Source organism: Novosphingobium sp. GW821-FHT09E05 (assembly GCF_059416165.1).
Genome location: NZ_JBWKOQ010000001.1, coordinates 1,704,929 through 1,725,541, shown reverse-complemented (window position 1 = coordinate 1,725,541; position 20,613 = coordinate 1,704,929). Strand labels below are relative to the sequence as shown.

Sequence of the window (20,613 nt, the reverse complement as noted above, 5' to 3'; positions counted from 1 at the left end):
CTTTCCATCGTCGTTCCAGCCGCCGCAGGCGCTCCATGAGAGCCCCCGCACGCATGCGCTTCCTCAACTAGCCCCGGAACCGTCCGAACCTGCCCTTGTCGGCGATGACTTCGTGGGCGCAGTTGTGTCCCGGCGCCCCGGTGACCCCGCCGCCGGGGTGAGCGCCCGCACCGCACATGTAGAGCCCCTTGATCGGCCCCCGGTACGCGCCATGTCCCAGCACCGGGCGCGCCGACCACATCTGGTCGAGCGTCAGGTTGCCATGCATGATGTCGCCGTCGACGAGCCCGAACTTGCGCTCGAGTCCCTTCGGGCTGAGCACCTGCCGGCCCAGGATCGACGCGCGGAAGCCCGGTGCGTGGGCTTCGACCGTGTCGATGATGGTGTCGGCGGCCTTGTCCTCTTCGGCGTCCCAGTCGCGGCCGTCGGGCAGCACGGGCGCGAACTGCTGGCAGAACAGGCTGGCGACGTGCTGGCCAGGAGGTGCGAGGCTGTCGTCAATGGTCGAGGGGATGAGAATCTCGACGATCGGCTTCTTCGACCACCCGAACTGCTTCGCATCGAGGAAGGCGCGGTCCATGTAGTCGAGGGTCGGCGCGATGATGATGCCCGAACGGTGGTGCTCGCCCGGCTCGGGCAGGCAGGTGAAGCGCGGCAGCTCGGACAGCGCGACGTTCATGCGGCAGGTGCCGCTGCCGGTCTTGAAGCCCTTCATGCGGCGGGCGAAGTCCGGGTTCAGGTCGCTGGGGGCGATCATCTTGCCGTAAAGCAGCTTGGGCCCGACGTTGGCGATGACGCGCGGGGCGGCGATCTCCTCGCCGCTTTCCAGGCGGACGCCGGAGACCTTGCCACCATCGACCAGCACCCGGTCGACAGGCGCCTCGAGGCTGATCTGGACGCCGAGGTCGCGGCAGACCATGGCCATGATCTGCGTGATCGTGCCCATGCCGCCGACCGAATGGCCCCAGGCGCCCTTCTTGCCGTTCACCTCGCCGAAGACGTGGTGCAGCAGCACGTAGGCGCTGCCCGGCGTGTCGGGCGAGGCGTAGTTGCCGACCACCGCGTCGAAGCCGAACGCGGCCTTGACGGCCTCGCTCTCGAACCAGCCGTCGAGCAGACCGCGCGCGGACTTGGTGAACAGGTCGAGCACGTCGCGCTGGGCCTCGATCGACAGGCCGGCGAGCTTGCGGCCCTGCAGCGCCGCGTCGATCAGCGCGCGCCAGCCGCCGCCGGCCTCGGGCGGGGTCTTGAGCGCGAGGTCGCGCAGGACTTCGGCGACGCCTTCGAGCGCTGCGTAATACGCGGGCAGGACGGCCGCGTCATGCGCGGAGAAGCGCCGGAACTCGGCCTGCGTCCGCTCGAGCCCGCCGCCGAGCTTGAGGTAGCCGCCGTCCTCCTGCGGCAGGAAATTGCTGATGGGCCGCTCGATCACGCGGTAGCCGTGCTCGGCCAGGCGCATGTCGGCGATGACCTTGGGCTGCAGCAGGCTGACGGTGTAGCTGGCGACGGAGTTGCGGAAGCCGGGGTGGAACTCCTCGGTCACCGCCGCGCCGCCGACGACGTCGCGCCGTTCCAGCACGCGCACCTTAAGGCCGGCGCGGGCGAGGTAGAAGGCACAGGTGAGGCCGTTGTGGCCCGCACCGATGATGATCGCGTCATACTTCTGGGTCATCGGGTCTGGCTCCAACCGGGGACGGGGCGGCGCTCGGATCGCGCCTCGGGGATGATGTCGCGCATCCGCTTGCAGAAATGGCGCAGGCACACCTCCTTGTCGGACAGCGGGCCGATGGAGAAGCTGCGCGAGGCCATGCCCGCCTGGACGCGGGTGATGAGCTCGGTGTCCTCGGTGTTGACCTGGCGGTTGATGCGCCAGTTGAGGTAGCGCGCGGCGCGCATTTCCCGGCGGTCGTCGGGCAGCACGTAGCTGATCTCGCGGATCAGAGCGGTCGTCGGACCGGTGGGCAGCCACTGCATGAAGTCGACCTGGTCGGGATAGATGTCGAAAGCGACGTTCGGCCAGAGCTTGAAGTAGAGCCAGTGGCGCTGGCGGTCTGCCGGCAGGTGCGGGACCGGTGGCAGCAGCTTCTGGTACATCCGCTCGGACCAGTTGCGCGAGGGGGTGTCCATAAGGTCGCCCCACATGCGGTCGACGTCGGCCTCGGCCTCGACCCCGTAGCTGCGCCCGAACAGGCGGGTGAGACCGGGGTGGGCGACCGGGATGTGGAGGCCGTCGGAATAGTTGTCGCCGATGTTCTTCCAGTTCACCTCGCGCGGGCGCAGGGTGACGCGGCCCAGCGCTTCCAGTTCCTCGAAGCGATAGGGGGCGACCATGGCCTCGTAAGGCGCCATCATCTGGGCCACCGAAGGCCCGCCGTCGTCAACGAGGCGCACGAAGACGAAACCGCGCCATACCTCGAGCTGGACCTGGGCGAGTCCGTGGCTGGCGCGGTCGAAGGCGGGGTAGCTGGTGCTGTCGGGCACGCCCGAGAGCTTGCCGTCGAGGTCGTAGGCCCAGGCATGGTAGGGGCACACCAGCTTCTTCGCACAGCCGCTGGCGCCATCGACCAGACGCGATCCGCGGTGGCGGCAGACGTTGGTGAAGGCGCGCAAGGCGGCGTCGGCACCGCGTACGACCACCACGCTTTCACCGATGTAGTCGAGCGTATGCCAGTCTCCGGGACCTGGCAGGTCGCTTTCGTGGCATACCACCTGCCAGCTGGGCGCGAAGACGCGCTCCTTCTCGGCCTCGAAGAAGTCGGCGTCGGAATAGGTCCAGGCCGGCAGGCTCCAGCCTTCCAGCGGATCGGTCATGCTATGGTCGGCGGCTTGCGTTGCCATCCCGCGCTCCTTGCTATACGACCGTATAACAAGATCATGAGCGAGCATCAATCCTTCACGCGGGCCCACCCGGACGAGCGTCGCCAGAGCCTGGTCGAGGCCACCGCGCGGTGTCTCGCGCAGCAGGGCGTGGCGGGGACTTCGGTGCGGACGATCTGCGCGGCGGCGGGGGTCTCGCCGGGGCTGCTGCGTCATTACTTCGGCAGCGTGTCGCAGGCGATAGCCGAGGCCTATCGCTGGACCGGTACGCGCGTTTCTCAGGCGCTGGACGAGGCCGTCGCCGGAGCGGGAGAACATCCGCGCGGTCGTCTGCTCGCTTATCTCACCGCCAGCTTCCGTCCACCTATTGCTGATGGCGAACTGCTGGCGACGTGGCTGGCGTTCTGGAGCATGACCCCCGTGGACGCCGGGATCGGGGCGCTTCATGCCGAAATCTACGGCGAGTTCCGTAGCGGCATCGAGGATCTCGTCCTCGCCGTGAAGCCGGGGATGACCGATGCCCGGCTGCCTGCTGTCGCGCTCACCGCGCTGATCGACGGGCTGTGGCTGGAACTGAGCCTGGGCAAGGCGCCTTTCACGCCGCCGGAGGCGGAAGGCCTGGTGGAGAAGTGGCTCGACGCGCTGCTGGGCTAGGCGCGCCGGGCGCGCCGGGTCCAGAGCCAGATCGGCAGGCCAAGCGCCATGAGGACAAAGCTCATGCCGCTGGCCCCGATACCGGCGCCCCACAGGGTCCATAGCGCGTAGAGGGCGCCCAGCGCCGCGAGCATACGGCAGACCCGCAGGCGCCACGCCGCCAGCGCACAGGCGAGATAGAGCCACAGCGTCGCCGAGGTGGATAGGAGCAGCAGGTACTCGAACAGCGCCTGCATGGAGCGCGAGCCGTTCATCGCCACGAACAGAGTGGCGATCAGGGTCGAGACCAGCAGCGCCCGCCGCGGGGTTCCGCGCGTGTCGGTGGCAGCGAACCACTGCGGCAGTAGACGGCGCGCCGCCATGTCGCGCGCCATTTCCGCCTGCAGAAGGGTCCAGCCATTCAGCGCGCCGATGCAGCTGACGACGGCGAAGAGTGTGACCAGCGCCGCAGCCCCCGGATTCCAGAAGTGCGCGACGAAAGTGGCGAAGGGCGCCGGTGACGCGGCGGCGACGTCCATCGGCAGGAGCAGGGCTATGGCAGAGCAGACCAGCAGATAGAGCACACCGGTCAGGGCGGTGCCCCACAATGTGGCGCGGGCGATGTTGACTTCGGGATGGCGAACGCGGGTGGCGGCGATGCTGGCGGACTCGAAACCGACCAGCGCCCACAGCGTCAGCGTCGCCGCTGCGTTGACCGAGCCCGGCGTCACGGGCACGGCGGTCACCGGCGTCACCTGCGCCTCGCCGGTGCCCAGCACGATGGCGGCGATGACGACGACGACGATCAGCGGGATGATCTTGATGGCGAGGGTCACGACCTGGAAGCCGCCCGCCGCCCTGGCGCCGCGCAGGTTGAGCAGCGCCAGCAGCCAGACCAGCGCAAGCGCGGCCAGTGCCGGGCGGAAGGCTCCTGCCGCCAGCGCCGGGATCATGTTCGATAGGTAGCTGATTGCCGCCACCGCGATCGTGGCCACCGTTGTCCAGATCGACACGAGATAGATCCAGCTGACGAAGAAGCCGGCGGCGGCGCCGAACGCGGTGGTGACGAAGCCCGGCGGGCCGCCGGCCTCGGGCAAGGAGCGGGTCAGGCCGACGAGGACATAGGCCAGCACCATCGCGCCCGCCGTCGTCAATACCCATCCGGCAACCGCGTTCCAGCCGTATGGTGCAAGCGTCGCGGGCAGGAGGAACACGCCCGAGCCGATCATGTTGCCCATCACCAGAGCGATGGCGGCGACGGGTCCGAGAAGCCCGTCGCCGCCGACCTTGCGTGGAACGTCGCCCGTGCCGTCGTTCAAGGCCTCAGAAATCCCTGCCGATCTTGAGGCCGATGATCCTGGGACGGATCACGTAGTCGTAGAAGACGCCCCCGGTGCCACTGACGCCGTCGGGATCGCCGCAGGTGGTTTCGAGGCACTGAACCGAACTGTTGATGACGCCGTTGCTGTCGAACACGTTGTTCGCATAGATTTCAAAGCGCCAGACATCGTTCTTCACGCCGATGCTGAAGTCTGCCGTGGTATAGGCGTCGAATTCGCCTTTGATGGCGTTCTCGGCATCGCGAAGGTCGCTGCGGCGCTTGCCGATGTAGTTGACCGAGCCCTGGACATGGCCCTGCCAGTTGCCGAGCGGGAATTCGTAGCGGGCCAGCGCATTACCCTTGAACGAGGCGGTGATGGGCAGGCGGGTTCCCGACTGCGCGAGCAGGGCGTTGTCGGCGCCGCCCGGGCCGGGGATCGTGCAGTCGAACGAACTGTTGGCGAACTGGCAGAAATCCTTGGTGATCGTGGCGTCGTTGTAGCTGCCGCCCGCGCCCAGCGTCAGGCCGTTCTTGCGGTAACCGAGGTCGAACTCGACACCGTAGATCCGCGCAGCGCCCGCGTTGCGGATGAGGGTCAGGCCATTCTCGCCGAGGAACGAGAGCTGGATGTTGCTCCAGTCCTCGCGGTACATGGCGTAGTTGAAGGTGAAGGCGCCGATCTGGCTCTTCCAGCCGAACTCGTAGTTGTCGAGCGTGTCGGGCGCATAGGGCGGCTGTCCGCCGCGCCGGTTGATGCCGCCGGGGCGGAAGCCGCGCGACCATGTGGCGTAGACCAGCCAGTCGGGCGACAGCTTGTAAGTGAGGTTCGCCTTGTAGATAGAGCCGGTGTCCGAGGTCTTGGCATCGAGGTTGGTGCAGGGCGAGCCCTTGACGATGGCATCGTCGAAGCAGGCGGCGACACCGGTGCGGCTGGAGTAGCCGTCGCTGTAACCGAAGAAGCCGACCAGCGAGTTCTTGTACTTGTAGACGCGCAGCCCGCCGGTGGCGGTCAGGGCATCGGTAATGTCGAAGCTGAGTTCGCCGAAGGCGGCATAGTCGCGGTCGACGCGCTTCTGCTTGGTGAGCCAGATGTCGCTGTCGGTGCCCGGCACGGTGATCGAATCGGCGATGCCGTCGATGATATAGTTCTGGGTGATGTAGTGCGTCTGGCGCTGGGCGAAGATGCCGGCGATCAGGCGCAGGCGGTTCTCCTGCGGCGAGGTCACGCGCAGTTCGCCGAACTGGCGGCGGTACTTGTCGCGGCCCTGGATGTACTGGTTCGGGCTGACCAGGTCGCCGGCATTGTCGTAGAGGAATTCGCCCGAGCCGTAGAGGGCGTCGTAGAAATACGAGTAGTCCGAATAGTCGGACTCGGTGCGATCCTTGCGGTTGAGCAGGCCGCCGGTCGCCACGAGGTCCCAGTTGCCCAGCTTGCCTTCGATGGTGAGGGCGGCCTGGTACCACTCGTCCTTGCTGCCCTCGGGATTGTACTGGACGGTCTGCAGCTTCTTGCTGACGGCGCGGGACCGTTCCTGCGCGAAGCTGCCATTGGTCTTCTGGATCTGCCCCATGAGTGTCGGCGTGATCGTCCAGTTGTCGTCCAGTTCGATGCCCAGCGCCATGCGGGCGCCGTAGGTCTCGACGTCGTTGTAATCCTTCTCGACGAGGTCGGCGTTGTCCTGGGTGATGCCCGAGACCGGATAGGTGCGGCTGCCTGCGATGTTGTCGATGTAGCCCGCGTCGCGGCGATACCAGCCGACGACGCGCAGCGCTGAGCGGTCGGACAGCTTGAAGTTCAGGAACCCCTGCGCGACGCCGCCGATGTCGCCGTGCGCCACCGAGTTCAGTTCCGCGTCGACCGCACCGTAGGTGCCGGAATAGTCCGGCGCGTTGGTGACGATCTTGATCGTGCCGGCCATCGAACTGGCGCCGTAGAGCGTGCCCTGCGGCCCGGCGAGCGCCTCGACCCGGGCGATGTCGTAGGCGTGGATGTCGAGCGCGCCCTGGATGGTCGTGATCGGCATTTCGTCGAGGTAGGTGCCGACGGTGGGCAGCGGGCCGGAGTGGTTGGCGTTCTCGCCCGAGGCGACGCCGCGGAAGTAGACCTGGCTGAAGCCGGGCTGAGTGGTCTGGATGGTGACCGAAGGGATGAACTTGACCGCGTCCTGCAGTTCCTTGACCTGCAGTTCGCGCAGCTTTTCACCGCCGAGCGCGGTGATCGCCATCGGCACGTCCTGGATGTTCTGGCTGCGCTTGAGAGCGGTGACGAGGATGACGTCGCTCTCATCCTCGACCGGGGCCTGCTGCGCGAGCGCGGGTTGCGCTGCAGCAAGAGCGGAAGACCCAAGCAGCGCGACGACGCTGCGACGAGAAGCCTGACGCGATGAAATCACCCGTGTTCCCCTGATATTGCCCTAGAGGGAAAGCGCCACAGTTCATGAGTTTTGACAATAGGTCCGCCGGGTAACCCTCATTGTGCATCGCACTGTATGACATTTCTGCCACAAACAGCGGCACTTGCGGTCAGTCCCGCGCGTATGTCTCCGGCAAGGTGCCGAGCGCGGACCTGAGCGGTTCGAGCCAGGCCTCGTAGGGACGCCACTGGTCGACGCCGTCGCGGTTGATCGGGCGGCGTACCTGTTCGCTCGATGCCGTGCGCACCGCGCGCGGGTTGCGATGGAATTCGAGGCAGGATTCCTCGAAGGGAAGGCCGAGATAGTCCAGCAGCCGCCGCACCTCGGCCTCCGGATCGTCGAGCAGGCGCTCGTGGATCACGCGGTGGACACGGCCGGGCAGGACGCCGTCGTAGTGGAACATGGCGCGGACGTAGTCGGCATAATAGCGCCCGACATGCTCGAGGTCATAGGAGAACGGCTGGCCCTTGGCGAAATGCTGGCGGAAGTTGGAGAAGCAGCAGTCGAGCGGCGCCCGGCGCGCGTCGATGATCTTCGCATTCGGCAGGATCAGCGCGATGAAGCCGAGGTAGGCCCAGTTGTTGGGCAGCTTGTCGATATAAAATGGCTTGCCGGTCTTGCGCTGGATGCGGGTGCGATCGAGGAACTCGGCGCCGAGCTGCGCCAGGCGTTCATGCGGCAGGGCGGCCAGCGCCTCGGGCCACTCCCGGGCATGGCCGCCGGCGGCCTGGGCCTCTCGCATGGCCATCGCCGGGATGTCGGGCAGTTCCATGGTGCCTTCGACCTGAGAGTGGCTGGAGAGGATCTGCTCGACCAGCGTCGATCCGGCGCGCGGCAGGCCGAGGATGAACACCGGATCGGGGGAGGGGTGGCCGGCATCGGCCCGCGCGGCGATGAACTCCGGCGTGAATGTCGCGATCACGCTCTCGACCTGCGCGGCGGTCGCCGAGGGATCATAGTCCAGCTGGTCGCGGCGGAGGCGGTTGCCTTCGGCGTAGTGTTCGAAGGACGCCGCCGCCTCGCCGCGATCCTCCAGCGCCTTGCCGAGCGCGAAGTGGAGGTGGAGGCGGTCGTCCTCGGACAGTTCCGCGCCGTCGGCCAGCGCGGCTTCCATGGCCCGCACATCCTTGTCCCCGAACCGCCAGGTCTTGAGGTTGGCGAGGCTCCACCAGACTTCGCCGAGGCCCGGTTCGATCGCGGTCGCGCGGCGATAGGCGGCGACGCTCTGCGCCTGTTCGCCCAGCGTCTTCAGGATGTGCCCGTAGCTCATCCAGAGACGCGCATGGTCGGGGAAGGCGGCGGTGAGGTCGGCGTAGATGCGCCTCGCTTCCTCGTAGTCTCCGGTGCGGCCCAGGGCGGCTGCGCGCAAGTTGAGATTGCCCGCGTCCGCGCCGCCCGCCGCCAGCACGGCATCGAGTTCGTTCACGGCGTCGGCGAAGCGGTTCTGCTTGTAGAGGACGATCGCAAGGTTCGCCCGCGCCGCGACGAAGCCGGGTGCGAGTTCGAGGGCACGGCGCAGCAATGCCTCGGAATCGCGGTAACGGCCGATCCGTCCCGCCAGTTCGGCCATCATGCGGATCGCGGCGACATCGGTCGGCTGCTCGCGCAGGCGCTGGCGCAGACCGGCTTCCGCCATGGGCAGGTCGCCCGCGATGAGCGCCTGGGCAATAGCGAAGAGTGCCGGGTCGTGGGCCGACGCGCGGAGGGACTCGCGCTCGGCCAGTTCCGCCTCGGCATCGCGGCCCAGCGCGCGAAGCGCCCGGCCGAGCAGGCGGTATGCCGGCGCGTCGTTCTCGTTGCGCAGGATCGCGCCGCGCAGAAGCGGCAGCGCGCGGGCAGGGTCGGCGGCGACGAGCGAGGCCATGGAAGTGGCGGGGCCGGGACGTTTCATCGACCGTGGTTATGCGCAAGACCCGATGCAACCTCAAGGTGTTCGCCGGACAGCCGGGAGGCTTGCCCGTCTTGCGGAAATATGACAGCCTCCCGGCCGGCTTGATCGCCGGGTTCAGGATCGTTAGCGGGCGCCCTCCACGTGCCGGCCAACATATCCAGGGGTAAATCTCATGCGCGTCACGTCTGTACGCAAAGGGCTTTTTCGAACCAACCTGCCTGGCCTTGGCGACTGCGCCCGGGTCGATATGAGCGCGGGCGACGCGGCGCCGTTCCTTGAGCGGGACATGTATGTCCTGCTCGGATTCCAGCCCAGTTTCGACCTTCTGCCCGAACAGCGCGCCGACGCCGGGCCTGCGTCGCATCCGCGGTGGGCAGGGCGGATTTAGCGGGTTTTCGGAGGCTGCGATTCTGCTCACGATTGCATAATCTGCAGTAAAGTGAAATTGGTGCGCGCAAATTGCTGCGCTTTCGTCTATGGGCGGCTCAATTGGAGCGCCTGCGGGCGACCCTCGCAGCCCTCCCTAAGCTCGCCAAAGCCGCACAAGCGGCAGGATTGATTTGCCACTTATGACTTTTTCGCAACTTCCCCAGCCTCTCGCCGAGGCCCTCGCAGCGCATGGCTACGAAACGCTCACGCCGGTGCAGACCGCCGTGTCCGAACCCGAAGCCCGTGGCCGCGACCTCGTCGTTTCGGCGCAGACCGGCTCGGGCAAGACCGTCGCCTTCGGTATCGCCATGGGCGATGAACTGATCGAAGACGGCCGCATTCCCTATTCCGAAGGCCCGCTCGCCCTTGCCATCGCGCCGACGCGCGAACTGGCGCAGCAGGTCAGCCGTGAGCTCGAATGGCTCTACGCCAAGACCGGCGCGCGCATCGTCACCTGCGTGGGCGGCATGGACCCCGTGAAGGAGCGCCGGGCGCTCGAGCGCGGCGCGACCATCGTCGTCGGCACGCCGGGCCGCCTTCGCGACCATCTGGAGCGCGGCAAGCTCAACCTCTCGTCGCTGCGCGCCATCGTGCTCGACGAAGCCGACGAGATGCTCGACATGGGCTTCCGCGAGGACCTCGAGGAAATCCTCGACGCGACCCCGGAAGACCGCCGCACGCTGCTTTTCTCCGCGACCATGCCGCGCCCGATCGAGGCGCTGGCCCAGCGTTACCAGAAGAATGCGCTGCGCATCTCGACCGTAGGCGATAACCGCGGCCACGGCGACATCTCGTACCAGGCCGTCACGGTCGCTCCGTCCGACATCGAGCGCGCGGTGGTCAACCTGCTGCGCTTCCACGATGCCGAGACCGCGATCCTGTTCTGCGCCACGCGCGACAACGTGAAGCACCTGCACGCCACCCTGGTCGAGCGCGGCTTCTCCGCCGTGGCGCTCTCGGGCGAACACTCGCAGAACGAGCGCAACAATGCGCTGCAGGCACTGCGCGACCGCCGCGCCAAGGTCTGCGTCGCCACCGACGTCGCCGCGCGCGGCATCGATCTGCCGACGCTCAGCCTCGTCGTCCACGTCGAGATTCCGCGCGATGCGGAAACGCTGCAGCACCGTTCGGGCCGTACTGGCCGCGCCGGGCGCAAGGGCACTGCCGTGCTGCTCGTGCCCTATCCGCGCCGCCGCCGCGTCGAGATGATGCTGCGCGGCGCGCGCATCGAGGCCGAGTGGGGCGAAGCGCCGACGCTCGAGGCGATCCGCGAACAGGACCGCGAACGCCTGATGGAAAAGCTGCTCGCGCCCGTCGAGGCCGAGGAGGACGACCGCGAGATCGCCCGCGTGCTGCTCGAAAAGGTGAGCGCCGAGGATATCGCCGCCGCCCTGGTCGTAGCGCACCGCGCCGCCATGCCGCAGCCCGAGGAACTCATCGGCAACACGCCCGAGAGCCGTGAACGCCGCGAGCGTCCCGGCTTCGAAGATGTCGTCTGGTTCCGCATGGACGCAGGCCGCCAGCAGAACGCCGAGGCGCGCTGGATCCTGCCGGTCCTGTGCCGCCGTGGTCACGTGACCCGCGATGCCGTCGGCCAGATCCGCATCTCGGCCGACCAGACCCACTTCCAGATCCCGAGCGCGATGGCAGATCAGTTCGCGGCCGCCGTCCAGCGGACCGCGAACCCCGATGGCGAGTACGAGGCGACCATCCTCATCGAGCGCTCGCCCGACACCCCGCGCGACGTCGCCAAGCACCGCAGCCGCGACCGCGAGGGCCCGCAGGGCCGCGGCCGTCGTCCGCATCCGGGCGGTGGTCAGGGCAGCTACACCGCCCAGCCGCGCGGCGAGGGCGAGGCGCCCTACCGTGCGCGGTCGACCTCAGGCCCGCGTCCGGATCGCCCGGCCGGCGGCAAGCCGTTCCACAAGAAGCCCCGCAAGGGTCGTCCTGACTGATTGATGGGTTCGGGGCGGCTGAGGCCGCCCCGTCTCGAAACCGTCGCCGGGCCTGCGCCGGGTTGACGAAAGCGCGGGCGTTCAGCCTGGCAGAAGCGCCAGAACTTCTATTGCCTCTTCGCGCCCGTTGAAGTCGACGAACTCGCCGACTTCGGCGCCCAGCAGCGCGCGGGCCAGCGGCGCGGAGAACGCAAGGCGGCCCTTGGCCGGCTCCGCCTCGTCGTGGCCGACGATGGAAACCTCGCGCTCCTTGCCATCCAGCGCGAAACGCACCCGCGAGCCGAACATGACCTTGTCGCCCGAAGGCTCGGGCTGCACCTCGGCGGTGGAGAGCCGCGTCTGCCAGTAGCGCAGGTCGCGCTTGGCCGACTTCAGCGCCGTCTGGTCGGTCAGCGCCTTGATCGTGCCCTCCAGCTCGCCGACCCGTCGCCGTATCAGCTCGAGCCCCGCCTGCGTGACGAGGTTCGGTCCCGGTGGAAGCGGCAGTTCGAACTTGGGCTCGAGATGTTCGTCGTCGCCTTCCCGGCGGAAGGCGACGCTCACTTGCCCCGGCCCATCAGGGTTTCGAGGACCTCGTTGACTTCGAGCCAGCTTTCCTCGGCCTGCGCCATCTCGAGGGTGACGGCGGCGTGGCGCCTGCCCAGTTCGCCGATGTTCACGCCCGTGGCGGTGCCGGGACTGGCGAGCGCGGCGTCGATGTCGTTGAGCTGCACCTGCAAGCGCTTCATGCGCGTCTCGGCCTCGGTGACCTTCTTGCGCAGCGCCTTCAGCTCCTCGCGCGCGACGGCGCCGGACTTCTTGACGGCGGGGCCATCGGACTTGCCGCCGGCGCTGTCGGCCTTGGGCTGGTTGCGGCCAAGGACGAAGTTGACGTAGTCCTCCATCGAACCGTCGTAGTTCTCCGCCAGTCCGCCATCGACGAGGACGAGCCGGTCGGCGACCAGTTCGACCATGTGGCGGTCGTGGCTGACGAGGATCACCGCGCCCTCGAAGGCGTTGAGCGCCTGAACCAGCGCCTCGCGCGCGTCGACGTCGAGGTGGTTGGTCGGCTCGTCGAGGATGAGCATGTGCGGCGCGTCGCGCGTCACCAGCGCCAGCGCCAGTCGCGCGCGCTCGCCGCCGGACAGGGTGCCGGTCTCCGACGTGGCGCGGTTGCCCGAGAAGCCGAAGCGGCCGAGCTGACCGCGCACGGCGACGGGCGGCTTGCCCTCCATCGCGCGCGTCATCAGTTCGAGCGGCGTGGAGTTCGAAGGCAGTTCCTCGACCTGGTACTGCGTGAAGTAGCCGATGCGGATCTTGGGCGAGAAGGTGAGCGAGCCTTCCATCGGATCAAGCTGGCGGGCGAGCAGGCGCGCCAGCGTGGTCTTGCCGTTGCCGTTGCGGCCCAGCAGCGCGATGCGGTCCTCGGGATCGATGCGCAGGTTGAGGCGGCGCAGGATCGGCTTCTCCGCCTCGTAGCCCACGGCCGCGAGGTCGAGCGTGACGAGCGGCGGGCGCAGTTCGTTCGGGCTCGGGAAATCGAAGCTGAGCGAGGGATCTTCCGCCATCGCCGCGATCGGCTGCATCTTGGCCAGCATCTTGGCGCGCGACTGCGCCTGCTTCGCGGTGGAGGCGCGGGCCGAGTTGCGCGCGACGTATTCGGACAGCTTCTTGCGCTGCGCGTCCTGGCTGGCGCGCGCGGCCTCGGCCTGCGCGGCGCGTTCGGCGCGCAGGCGCTCGAAGCTGTCGTAGTCGCCGGGGTAGAGCGTCAGCTTGCCCTGCTGGAGGTGCAGGATGTGATCGACCACGGTGTTGAGCAGGTCGCGCTCGTGGCTGATGACCAGCAGCGTCTTGGGATAGCTCTTGAGGAAGTTCTCCAGCCAAAGCGTCGCTTCGAGGTCGAGGTGGTTCGACGGTTCGTCGAGCAGCATCACGTCGGGCTCGGAGAACAGCAGCGAGGCGAGCGCGACGCGCATCTTCCAGCCGCCGGAATAGCTGTCGAGCGGACGGCCCTGCATCTCCTCATCGAAACCGAGGCCGACGAGGATGCGCGCGGCGCGGGCGGGGGCGGTATAGGCGTCGATCGCGATCAGCCGCTCGTGCACGTCGCCGAGGCGGTCCGCGTCGGTGCAGGTTTCTGCCTCGGCGAGCAGGGCGGTGCGTTCGGTGTCCGCCTCGACCACCGCGTCGAACGGGGTCCTGGTGCCGCTGGGCGCTTCCTGCGCGATGTAGCCTAGGCGCGAGCGGCGCGGCATCTCGACCGAGCCGCCGTCGGGATCGAGTTCGCCGATGATCGTCTTGACCAGCGTCGACTTGCCCGCGCCGTTGCGGCCGATCAGGCCGATCTTGCCGTTCTGCGGGAGAGTGGCGCTGGCGCCGTCGATGATGGTGCGGCCGCCGAGGCGTACGGTGATGTCACGGATGGTCAACATGGCGCCGCGCCTAGCAGCAAGTGCGGCAAATCGGAACCGCGATACGTCACGGAAAAATGTCTACCAGTGGACACTTGACGGACGCGAAAACTTATCAACACCAAAGGCGCCGCCCCTGACCCAGGGAAAATCGCCTCGGACTGTCGCAAATGCCGGAAATCCAGTAGCAATTCTGCTTGTAACGCCGAATCACCTGTGATTCTATAAGGCCATGCGGAACGTGCGACAGGAAGCCAACATTGCCAGGGATCGTCTCGTGCAGGGCCTTGCCCTCGCCGTGCTCCTGTTGATGGGCCTTTACTGCGTCGCCGGACCCAGCGGCCTTCTCGCCTGGGGCGAGAACCAGCACCTTCTTGAAGAACGCCGCACCAAGCTCGTCGAATTGCAGGCGCAGCGCGACCGGCTCAAGAATCGCGTTGCCTTGCTCGACCAGCGCAAGATGGACCCGGACCTCGCCGGGGAACTGGTGCGCAGCCGCCTCAACGTCGCGCGCCCCGACGAGATGGTGATGCAACTCCGCTGAGGTCTCGCGCGTTGTCTGGGTGGAGAGATGGTGCGATGCCGTTTTTTGCAAACCTCGTTGCAAAAAAGTCCACGTTCGGAGGCTGATTTCGAGCCTCGGCGCTTTCGCTTTTCAAGCGGCGTTCCTATACCGCCCCTCCATAACTATCGCACCAACGATGGGGGAGCACCCGTTGCCCAAAGCCAAGAATGACGCCCCGGTAGCCGAAAATCCAGAAGCCGCGATCGACGAGGCGGACTTCGCCCTGCGCAGCCTGCAGCAGGCTCTCGACGCGGACCGCCGCTACGAGCCGAGCAAGGAGGAACTCCTCCATCTCTACGAGCAGATGCTGCTCATCCGCCGCTTCGAGGAGAAGGCGGGCCAGTTGTACGGCCTCGGCCTGATCGGCGGCTTCTGCCACCTTTACATCGGCCAGGAAGCGGTCGCCGTGGGCCTGCAGTCCGCGCTCGACAATTCGAAGGACTCGGTCATCACCGGGTACCGCGACCACGGTCACATGCTTGCCTACGGCATCGATCCCAAGCTTATCATGGCGGAGCTGACGGGGCGTGAGGCCGGCATCTCGAAGGGCAAGGGCGGCTCGATGCACATGTTCTCCGTGGAGCATCGCTTCTATGGCGGCCACGGCATCGTCGGCGCGCAGGTTTCGCTCGGCGCGGGTCTCGCCTTCGCGCACAAGTACCGTGAGGACGGCGGCGTCGCGATGGCCTACTTCGGCGACGGCGCGGCCAACCAGGGCCAGGTCTACGAGAGCTTCAACATGGCCGCGCTGTGGAAGCTGCCGATCATCTTCGTGATCGAGAACAACGGCTACGCCATGGGCACCGCGGTCAAGCGCGGCTCGGCCGAGACGCACTTCCACCGCCGCGGCACCGCGTTCCGCATCCCCGGCATGTCGGTCGACGGCATGGACGTGCTCGAGGTCCGCAAGGCCGCGGAAGTCGCGCTCGAATACGTGCGCGGCGGCAATGGCCCGGTGCTCATGGAGCTGAACACCTACCGTTATCGCGGCCACTCGATGTCGGACCCCGCCAAGTACCGCACTCGCGAGGAAGTACAGGGCGTGCGCGAGAAGCGCGATCCGATCGAACATGCCAAGCTCGAACTGATCGAGAAGATGGGGGTGACCGAGGAAAGCCTCAAGGAAATCGACAAGCGCGTCCGCGCGCAGGTGGCGCAGTCGGCCGACTTTGCCGAGAACTCGCCGGAACCTGCGGCGCCCGAACTGTATACCGACGTACTGGTGGAGAGCTACTGAGATGGCGATCGAACTGAAGATGCCCGCTCTCTCGCCGACGATGGAAGAGGGCAAGCTGGCCAAGTGGCTCGTCAAGGAAGGCGACGAAGTCTCCTCCGGCGACATCCTGGCCGAAATCGAGACCGACAAGGCGACGATGGAATTCGAATCCATCGACGAAGGCGTGGTCGGCAAGATCCTCGTGGCCGAAGGCACCGAGGGCGTGAAGGTCGGCACCGTGATCGCCACGCTGTCGGGCGAGGGCGAGGACGCTTCGGCCCACGAAGCGCCGGCTCCCAAGGCTGAGGAAGCCAAGGCCACCGAGGAACCCCAGCAGGGCGAAAAGCCGGCCGAGGACAAGAAGCCTGCCGAGAGCGGCACCGCCAACCTCGCCAGCGAGATCAAGACCGCGCGCGATCCCGAACTGCCCCACGGCACCAACATGAAGACCTCGACCGTCCGCGACGCCCTGCGCGACGCCATGGCCGAGGAAATGCGCCGCGATCCGCGCGTCTTCGTGATGGGCGAGGAAGTCGCCGAGTACCAGGGCGCCTACAAGGTGACCCAGGGCCTGCTCGAGGAATTCGGCCCCACCCGCGTCATCGACACGCCGATCACCGAGTACGGCTTCGCCGGCATCGGCACGGGCGCGGCGATGGGCGGCCTGCGTCCGGTCATCGAGTTCATGACGTTCAACTTCGCCATGCAGGCGATCGACCACATCATCAACTCGGCCGCCAAGACCAACTACATGTCGGGCGGCCAGATGCGCTGCCCGATCGTGTTCCGCGGTCCCAACGGCGCCGCCTCGCGCGTCGGTGCGCAGCATTCGCAGAACTACGGTCCGTGGTACGCCAACGTGCCGGGTCTGGTGGTCATCGCGCCTTATGACGCGTCGGACGCCAAGGGCTTGCTCAAGGCCGCCATCCGCAGCGACGACCCGGTCGTGTTCCTCGAGAACGAGTTGGTCTACGGCCGCAACTTCGAGCTGCCCGAGCTTGACGACCACGTCCTGCCGATCGGCAAGGCGCGGATCATGCGCGAAGGCAAGGACGTGACCATCGTGTCCTACTCGATCGGCGTCGGCCTCGCGCTCGAAGCAGCCGAGACGCTGGCGGCAGAAGGCATCGACGCCGAAGTCATCGACCTGCGCACCCTGCGTCCGCTCGACAAGGAAACGGTGCTGGCGAGCCTCGCCAAGACCAACCGCCTCGTCGTTGCGGAAGAAGGCTTCCCGGTCTGCTCGATCGCCTCGGAAATCTCGGCGATCTGCATGGAGGAAGGCTTCGACAATCTCGACGCCCCGGTCGTGCGCGTCTGCAACGAGGACGTGCCGCTGCCTTACGCCGCCAACCTCGAGAAGCTCGCCCTGATCGACGCCGCCCGCGTGGTCGAGGCGGTCAAGAAGGTCACCTATCGCTGATCTGAAGCGCGGGCGGTGGCTTGGTCTGCCGCCCCGCCAACGGTAATGCGCGAACAATACGCAGAGCCCCGTCATCCCTGCCTGCGCGGGAATGACGGGGTTTTGTTGTGCCGGACACGGTGGCTTGGATGCTCGGTGCAGCTTGCATGGGCCCACCGCTGCTTTAGGGAGGCTCCGTGACTGATACCCCTCCTCCCGAACCCTCCTCCGCTTCCACCGAGGACATCCTCGTCCAGTCCCTGCCCACGGTATCGCGGCTCGCGCTGGCTTATGCGCCGAGGTCCGCCAGGATGCAGACGCTGGCGCTGCTGGCGCTCGACACCCGCCTGGCCGGCCTGCTGCGCAATTCGCGCGAGCCGATGCTGGCGCAGCTGCGCCTTTCGTGGTGGCGCGAGTCGCTGTCGCAGCCCGCCGACAAGTGGCCCGAGGGTGAACCGCTGCTGGCGGCCCTGCGCACCTGGAATGGGCACCATGGCGGCCTCGTCAGTCTCGTCAATGGCTGGGAAGCGCTCACGGGTCCGGCGCCGTTGCCCGCATCAGCGCTGGAAACCATGGCCGAGGGCCGCGCCGCCGCCTTCGCCACTCTGGCGCAGGCCTTGGGCCGCAATCGCGAACTGGCCTCTGTGCAGCGCCTCGCGCGGTCCTGGGCGCTGTCGGACCTCGCCATGCGCCTAGGTCATGAGAGCGAGCGCGAGGCCGCACGCGCGCTGGCCCTCGCCGATCGGGCGAGGGGCGTGCGCCTCTCGCGTGCGCTGCGCCCGTTGATGGTGCTCCACGGCCTCGCCGACCGCCGCCTCGACAAGGGCGAGGAAGCTGCCAGCTCGCCCGCCGCCGTGCTCAAGGCGATGCGGCTCGGGCTGCTGGGGTTCTGATTGCAGGGCCAGGCCCGATTACAGGGATGTAATTTCCGCTGCGGGGCAGGGCAGCTCTAGATTGCGCGCCTGATGAAAGGCCTCGCAATGAATCGCTTCCTGCTCGGCGGACTGGCCGCGCTCGTCATGGTGGGCCTCGGCCTCTTCTGGTGGCAAGGCCGTGCCGAAGTGGAAGCCGGCGCGCCGCCGCCCAATGTCGCCCCGACGCAGCCCCCCCCGCTGCCGAGCGCGGACCCGGGTGACCTCACCGGTCCCGAACTCCCCGAAGCCACCGCCCTGACGCGTGAGGAGCGCCGCTTCTTCCGCTACGACCGCGACCGCGATCACCGTATTTCGCGCAGCGAGATGCTCTCGACCCGCGCCGATGGCTTCCGCGCGCTCGACAAGGATCACAACAATCTGCTGACGTTCGAGGAATGGGCCGTCGCCACTGTCGGCAAGTTCGGCCAGGCCGACGCCGACCACGACCAGTACCTTACCCCGGAAGAGTTCCGCAGCACTGCCCCGCCGCCCAAGCCAAGGGCGAAGTGCAAGTGCTGAGACGGATCATGCCGGCATCAGGCTTCCCAGCCAGGGCGCGATCTCTTCCTTGGCGCGCGAGGTGTAGGCTTCCTTGCGCGACTTCTTCTTCACGTCATGGAGCGGCGGGAACAGGCCGAAGTTGACGTTCATCGGCTGATAGCTGTCCGCCTCTGCGTCGCCGGTAATGTGCGAGAGCAGGGCGCCCAGCGCGGTGGTGCGCGGCGGCGCCTGCCATTCGCGCCCGGTCAGCTCCGCCGCCGTCATGAGGCCCGCGAGCAGGCCGATCGCGGCGCTTTCGACATAGCCTTCGCAGCCGGTGATCTGCCCGGCAAAGCGGACGTGCGGCGCGGTCTTGAGGCGCAGGTTGCGGTCCAGCAACACCGGCGAATTGAGGAAGGTGTTGCGGTGCAGGCCGCCCAGCCGCGCGAACTCGGCATTTTCGAGGCCGGGGATTGTGCGGAACAGCTTCACCTGCTCGGCATGCTTGAGCTTGGTCTGGAAACCGACCATGTTCCACAGGGTGCCAAGCTTGTTGTCCTGCCGCAGCTGCACCACCGCGTAGGCCCAGCGCCCGTTCGGATGTTCGGGCGTCGCCCAGTGCGGGTTGTCGAGGCCGACCGGCTTCATCGGCCCGAAGCGCAGGGTATCGACGCCGCGCTCGGCCATGACCTCGATCGGCATGCAGCCGTCGAAGTAGGGGGTGTTCTCTTCCCACTCCTTGAACGAGGTCTTCTCGCCCGAGAGGAGGCCGGCATGGAAGGCGAGGTACTGCTCGCGATCCATCGGGCAGTTGATGTAGTCCTTGGTCTCGCCCTTATCCCAGCGCGAGGCCATCCAGCACACGTCCATGTCGATGGACTCTCGGTAGACGATCGGCGCGATGGCGTCGAAGAAGGCGAGGCTGTCGGCGCCCGTGGCCCGGCCGATCGAGCCGGCCAGCGCTTCGCCCGTCAGCGGACCGGTGGCGACGATGGTGAGGCCGGCCTCGGGCAGCACGTCGATCCGCTCGCGCACGATGTCGAGATTGGGCAGGGCGGCCAGCCGCGCCTCGACTTCGGCGGAGAACACGTCGCGGTCCACCGCCAGCGCGGAGCCGGCCGGGACCTGCGCCTTGGCGGCGGCGGCCATGATGATCGAATCGCAGGCGCGCATCTCGTGGTGGAGCAGGCCGACCGCGTTCTTCTCGCTGTCGTCCGAGCGGAAGGAGTTGGAGCAGACCATCTCCGCCAGGCCGTTGGTCTGGTGGGCGGGAGAGCGCTCCCCGGTCCCGCGCATTTCGGAGAGGCGCACCCGGAAGCCCCGGCGGGCGAGCTGCCACGCAGCCTCGCTGCCGGCAAGGCCGCCGCCGATGATGTGGACGTCGTATGTCTTGGAATCGGTCATCCTTGCGCGCCTAGCCGGTATGCGCGCCATGGAAAAGGGGCGGTGCATCTGCCATGGCAGGTCGAACTGCCCTGAACGACGAGACGAGAGCCATGCCCAAGCGCGCCCTGATCGAACGCCGACCCTGGCTGCTGGCGAGCATGGCCTGCGCCGTCGCCTGGGTCGTGCTGCGGGGCGGGGCGACGCCGGGCGCCTACCTGATCGTGCTGAAGGCGGCGCCGCTGCTCCTGCTCGCCGTCTATGCGGTGCTGCGTCACCGGGCGGGCGACACCCGCTCGCTGGCGGGGATGCTGGTGCTGGAGGGGCTCGGTTCGGCCCTGCTGGACACGATGCCGCTGATCGCGCTGAACCTGCTGCTGGTGGGTTATCTGGTCGGACTTGGCCTGTTCCTGATCCATCGCCGCGTGGTGATGGACGGAGGCCGCCGCGCTTCGGCGCTTGCGCTCACGCTGGGGACGCCGTTGCTGTGCTTCTTCGCGGCGGACCGGGCAGGCGTGGGCGTGCCGCTGTTCCTGGGCCTTGCGCTGGGCGGCATGGCCGCGGCGGCGTGGATCAGCACCTTCCCGCGCTCGCGGGTCGGGCTGGGCGCGGCGCTGATCGTCGCGGGTAACGTGCTGGGCATCGCGGCGATGGGGGCGATCGAGGGCGGCTCGGCGACAGTCGAGGCGCTGGCTGCGTGGCCGCTGTTCTATATCGGCAACCTCGTGCTCGCGACGGGGGTGACGGGCGAACTGCGGATGCGCGACGAGTTCGTCTGACGCCGGTTTCACTGTCCTGACGCC

General features: G+C 67.6%; 17 protein-coding genes. 9 read left to right on the top strand and 8 right to left on the bottom strand.

Features of this window, described 5'->3' with window-relative positions:
* Positions 1 to 67: 67 nt before the first annotated feature.
* Both AC07M9_RS08120 and AC07M9_RS08115 read right to left on the bottom strand, forming a co-directional pair.
* A complete protein-coding gene (locus tag AC07M9_RS08120; RefSeq protein ID WP_494882833.1) occupies positions 68 to 1,672 on the bottom strand; it encodes a phytoene desaturase family protein in 1,605 nt (534 codons plus the stop codon).
* Positions 1,669 to 2,838: an aromatic ring-hydroxylating oxygenase subunit alpha gene (locus AC07M9_RS08115; protein WP_494882831.1), complete on the bottom strand. Its 1,170-nt coding sequence runs from the start codon at positions 2,836 to 2,838 to the stop codon at positions 1,669 to 1,671. Before AC07M9_RS08115 ends, AC07M9_RS08120 begins: the two co-directional genes overlap by 4 nt.
* A gap of 36 nt (positions 2,839 to 2,874) precedes the next feature.
* Between AC07M9_RS08115 and AC07M9_RS08110 the strand changes: the two genes are divergently transcribed.
* The gene (locus AC07M9_RS08110) at positions 2,875 to 3,471 is read left to right on the top strand and encodes a TetR family transcriptional regulator C-terminal domain-containing protein (RefSeq protein ID WP_494882829.1); all 597 of its coding nucleotides are present in this window, start codon (positions 2,875 to 2,877) and stop codon (positions 3,469 to 3,471) included.
* Here the strand turns inward: AC07M9_RS08110 and AC07M9_RS08105 are convergent.
* The 3 genes from AC07M9_RS08105 to AC07M9_RS08095 form a co-directional block, all read right to left on the bottom strand.
* On the bottom strand, positions 3,468 to 4,769 hold the full coding sequence (locus AC07M9_RS08105; protein WP_494882827.1) for an APC family permease: 1,302 nt from the start codon (positions 4,767 to 4,769) through the stop codon (positions 3,468 to 3,470). The two genes, AC07M9_RS08110 and AC07M9_RS08105, sit on opposite strands and share 4 nt — an antisense overlap.
* A gap of 4 nt (positions 4,770 to 4,773) precedes the next feature.
* On the bottom strand, positions 4,774 to 7,164 hold the full coding sequence (locus tag AC07M9_RS08100) for a TonB-dependent receptor (RefSeq protein ID WP_494882825.1): 2,391 nt from the start codon (positions 7,162 to 7,164) through the stop codon (positions 4,774 to 4,776).
* 130 nt (positions 7,165 to 7,294) lie between these two features.
* A complete protein-coding gene (locus AC07M9_RS08095) occupies positions 7,295 to 9,076 on the bottom strand; it encodes a tetratricopeptide repeat-containing sulfotransferase family protein (RefSeq protein WP_494882823.1) in 1,782 nt (593 codons plus the stop codon).
* 172 nt (positions 9,077 to 9,248) lie between these two features.
* On the opposite strand from AC07M9_RS08095, the gene AC07M9_RS08090 reads away from it, so the two are divergent.
* Positions 9,249 to 9,464, top strand: a complete 216-nt coding sequence (locus AC07M9_RS08090) for a hypothetical protein (RefSeq protein ID WP_494882821.1) — start codon at positions 9,249 to 9,251, stop codon at positions 9,462 to 9,464.
* Positions 9,465 to 9,645: 181 nt separating this feature from the next.
* The gene (locus tag AC07M9_RS08085) at positions 9,646 to 11,460 is read left to right on the top strand and encodes a DEAD/DEAH box helicase (protein ID WP_494882819.1); all 1,815 of its coding nucleotides are present in this window, start codon (positions 9,646 to 9,648) and stop codon (positions 11,458 to 11,460) included.
* Between the two features lie 81 nt (positions 11,461 to 11,541).
* Here AC07M9_RS08085 and AC07M9_RS08080 read toward each other — a convergent pair whose 3' ends face one another.
* Positions 11,542 to 12,003, bottom strand: coding sequence for a GreA/GreB family elongation factor (locus AC07M9_RS08080; protein ID WP_494882817.1), 462 nt, complete (start codon positions 12,001 to 12,003; stop codon positions 11,542 to 11,544).
* Positions 12,000 to 13,871: an ABC-F family ATP-binding cassette domain-containing protein gene (locus AC07M9_RS08075; protein WP_494882815.1), complete on the bottom strand. Its 1,872-nt coding sequence runs from the start codon at positions 13,869 to 13,871 to the stop codon at positions 12,000 to 12,002. Before AC07M9_RS08075 ends, AC07M9_RS08080 begins: the two co-directional genes overlap by 4 nt.
* A 211-nt stretch (positions 13,872 to 14,082) precedes the next feature.
* Between AC07M9_RS08075 and AC07M9_RS08070 the strand changes: the two genes are divergently transcribed.
* From AC07M9_RS08070 to AC07M9_RS08050, 5 genes are all read left to right on the top strand, one after another.
* The gene (locus tag AC07M9_RS08070; RefSeq protein WP_494882813.1) at positions 14,083 to 14,394 is read left to right on the top strand and encodes an FtsB family cell division protein; all 312 of its coding nucleotides are present in this window, start codon (positions 14,083 to 14,085) and stop codon (positions 14,392 to 14,394) included.
* 172 nt (positions 14,395 to 14,566) lie between these two features.
* Positions 14,567 to 15,652 carry a pyruvate dehydrogenase (acetyl-transferring) E1 component subunit alpha gene (gene pdhA, locus AC07M9_RS08065; RefSeq protein ID WP_494882811.1) on the top strand — a complete coding sequence of 362 codons (1,086 nt, stop codon included), beginning with the start codon at positions 14,567 to 14,569 and terminating at the stop codon, positions 15,650 to 15,652.
* A gap of 1 nt (position 15,653) precedes the next feature.
* Positions 15,654 to 17,054 (top strand): pyruvate dehydrogenase complex E1 component subunit beta, encoded by a 1,401-nt coding sequence (locus AC07M9_RS08060; protein ID WP_494882809.1) that lies wholly within the window; start codon positions 15,654 to 15,656, stop codon positions 17,052 to 17,054.
* A 176-nt stretch (positions 17,055 to 17,230) separates the two neighbouring features.
* Complete coding sequence (locus AC07M9_RS08055; RefSeq protein ID WP_494882807.1) at positions 17,231 to 17,926, top strand: hypothetical protein; 696 nt, start codon at positions 17,231 to 17,233, stop codon at positions 17,924 to 17,926.
* A gap of 87 nt (positions 17,927 to 18,013) precedes the next feature.
* Entirely contained in the window at positions 18,014 to 18,466 is a 453-nt protein-coding gene (locus AC07M9_RS08050) for an EF-hand domain-containing protein (RefSeq protein ID WP_494882806.1), read from the top strand.
* Between the two features lie 6 nt (positions 18,467 to 18,472).
* Here AC07M9_RS08050 and trmFO read toward each other — a convergent pair whose 3' ends face one another.
* The gene (gene trmFO, locus AC07M9_RS08045; protein ID WP_494882805.1) at positions 18,473 to 19,831 is read right to left on the bottom strand and encodes a methylenetetrahydrofolate--tRNA-(uracil(54)-C(5))-methyltransferase (FADH(2)-oxidizing) TrmFO; all 1,359 of its coding nucleotides are present in this window, start codon (positions 19,829 to 19,831) and stop codon (positions 18,473 to 18,475) included.
* 92 nt (positions 19,832 to 19,923) lie between these two features.
* Here trmFO and AC07M9_RS08040 point away from each other — a divergent pair, with 92 nt between their 5' ends.
* Positions 19,924 to 20,589: a hypothetical protein gene (locus AC07M9_RS08040; protein ID WP_494882803.1), complete on the top strand. Its 666-nt coding sequence runs from the start codon at positions 19,924 to 19,926 to the stop codon at positions 20,587 to 20,589.
* Positions 20,590 to 20,613 lie beyond the last annotated feature (24 nt).